Below are 2,192 nucleotides of genomic sequence, written 5' to 3' on the forward strand. Positions count from 1 at the left end.
GGCGGCGCTGCGCGGCGAGACGCTCGACCTCGACCTCGCGCGCAGCTGGGAGGAACGCGACCTCGACGAGGACGGCTGGCGGGACCTGCGCGCCCGACTGCACGACGAGTACGACGCGCTCAGGAGTCTGCTGACGGAGCGCGCCGTCTGGGACGAGGACGAGGCGGGCGGCGTCGTCGCGACCGTCACACACGTCGCCTATCACCTCGGCGCGGTCCGGCAGGTCCTGAAGTTCGTGGCACACACCTGAAGGTGCGCCCTCGCCTTTCGGCAAGCCGTCTTTACGCGCTCAACACGCCCGGCTCGTGCGGCCGGGCGAGACTGCGGGCATGAGCAGACTCCTTCGCTTGACGCTGGCAGGACTGGTCCTCGTGGTGACCCTGGCCGCCTGCGGGCAGGACGACGACGGCGACGACGACCGCAGCAACGGCAGCGAGGACGGCGCGGTGCCCGCCGTGGTGCACGTCCTGCGCGCCTGACCCCTCCTCACGAGCGCGGCCCCCGGAGCGCGCTCCGGGGGCCGCTCGCGTTCGCGGTCTCAGCCCGCCACGACGCCCACCTCGCGCCCGACGTGTTCGTAGGCGCTCAGGGCGCGGTCGAGCATGTCGCGGGTGTGCGCGGCCGTGACGATGTTGCGGATGCGGGCGAGGCCGCGCGGCACGGTGGGGAAGCCGATGCCGACGGCGAAGACGCCCCGGTCGAGCAGGCGGCGGCTCGCCTCGAAGGCCGCGCCCGCCTCGCCGAAGACGACGGGCGTGATGGGCGTCTCGCTGCCCATCGTGTCGAAGCCGAGCCGCGCGAGCTCCGCCTTGAAGTAGCGGGTGTTCTCCCAGAGGCGCTCCATGATCTCGGGCTCCTTCACGACGAGTTCGAGCGCCGCCGAGAGCGCGCCCACCACGGCGGGCGGATGCCCGGTGGAGAACAGGAAGGGACGGGCCCGGTTGATCAGCAGGTCGCGCAGGTCGTGCGTACCCGCCGCGTAGCCGCCCACGACGCCCCAGGCCTTGGAGAGCGTGCCGATCTGGATGACGTCGTCGGCGTGCTCGAAGCCGAAGTGGTGGACGGTGCCGCGTCCGGCCTCCCCGAGGACGCCGGAGCCGTGCGCGTCGTCGACGTAGGTGACGGCGCCGTGCCTGCGCGCCACCTCGATGATGCGGTCGAGGGGCGCGACGTCGCCGTCCATGCTGAACACGCCGTCGGTCACGACGAGCTTGAGGCCGTCCGTGGGGTTCTCCCGGAGGATGCGGTCGAGGTCCTCCACGTCCTTGTGGCGGTAGATCTTCTTGGTGGCCTTCGCGAGCCGCAGGCCGTCGATGATGCTGGCATGGTTGAGCTCGTCGGAGACGACGAGGTCCCCTTCCTGCAGGAGGCTGCCGAGCACGCCCTGATTGGTGGTGAAGCCGCTCTGCAGCACGAGGGCGCTCCCGGTGTGCTTGAACTCGGCGAGCTGACGCTCGAAGTCCTCGTGGATGGACAGCGTCCCCGCGATGGTGCGCACCGCGCCCGCCCCGGCGCCCCACTCGCGCAGGTAGCGCTCGGCCCGTTCCTTGAGGAAGGGGTGATCGGCGAAACCGAGGTAGTTGTTGCTGGCGAGGTTCACGACCTCGCGTCCGGCGACGCGGGTGAGGGGCCGCTGCGGGGCCTCCAGGACGCGCGGCGAGATGTGCAGCCCGCTCTCGCGCAGGCGCGTCAGCTCCGCCGTTAGGCGGTCGTTGAGGGTCGTCATGAGGTCCAGTCTAGTGCGTCCGGTGAGGCCCGAACGTGGCTCGATGAGGACGTCCGGATGAGCGAGAGGGATATTTCAAATTTAGAAACCTTACCGTGCGCTTATACTGACTTCACGTTGATGCAGAATCCCGTCTACAGCATGGTGAGTGAGGCGCTGGCGCGCGTGGTGTCGGAGCGGGCTGCCGACAACATGCTGCGTGCCGCCCTGCGCGAGGCCTCGCTCGTCCCCGAACACGTCACCGCTCCCGAGATGCAGCGCGTTCTCGTCGGCCCGCTCCAGCGTCGCCTCTCGGCCCTCATGCCGCCCGCCCGGGCCCGTCAGGAGCTCAGCGCCCTGTCCATGGAGCTCCAGGCCCGTTATCCCAAGGCCCCCACCCTCTTCGAGGAGGACCTGCCCGCCCGCCCCGTGGCCGTCGCCGTGACCGCCGCGGCGACGGCCACCACGAGCACCAGCTGGGACACCA

General features: G+C 70.7%; 2 protein-coding genes and 2 pseudogenes. 3 read left to right on the top strand and 1 reads right to left on the bottom strand.

Annotated elements, in window-relative coordinates; translation table 11 throughout:
- Window positions 1-250, top strand: a pseudogene (locus DEIPI_RS40180) (DinB family protein); the annotation flags it as partial.
- Window positions 251-329: 79 nt separating this feature from the next.
- Window positions 330-479 (top strand): hypothetical protein, encoded by a 150-nt coding sequence (locus tag DEIPI_RS38040; protein ID WP_157463759.1) that lies wholly within the window; start codon window positions 330-332, stop codon window positions 477-479.
- Between the two features lie 59 nt (window positions 480-538).
- Here DEIPI_RS38040 and DEIPI_RS0117235 read toward each other — a convergent pair whose 3' ends face one another.
- Entirely contained in the window at window positions 539-1,726 is a 1,188-nt protein-coding gene (locus DEIPI_RS0117235) for a glycine C-acetyltransferase (protein ID WP_027482581.1), read from the bottom strand.
- Window positions 1,727-1,846: 120 nt separating this feature from the next.
- Between DEIPI_RS0117235 and DEIPI_RS40185 the strand changes: the two are divergent.
- Window positions 1,847-2,192, top strand: a pseudogene (locus DEIPI_RS40185) (roadblock/LC7 domain-containing protein); the annotation flags it as partial.

The organism is Deinococcus pimensis DSM 21231, from assembly GCF_000519345.1.
Classification (GTDB): domain Bacteria; phylum Deinococcota; class Deinococci; order Deinococcales; family Deinococcaceae; genus Deinococcus_A; species Deinococcus_A pimensis.

Coding starts and splice junctions, on each gene's coding strand:
- DEIPI_RS0117235 (WP_027482581.1), bottom strand. CDS start 1,726: ATGACGACCCTCAACGACCGCCTAACGGCGGAGCTGACGCGCCTGCGC.
- DEIPI_RS38040 (WP_157463759.1), top strand. CDS start 330: ATGAGCAGACTCCTTCGCTTGACGCTGGCAGGACTGGTCCTCGTGGTG.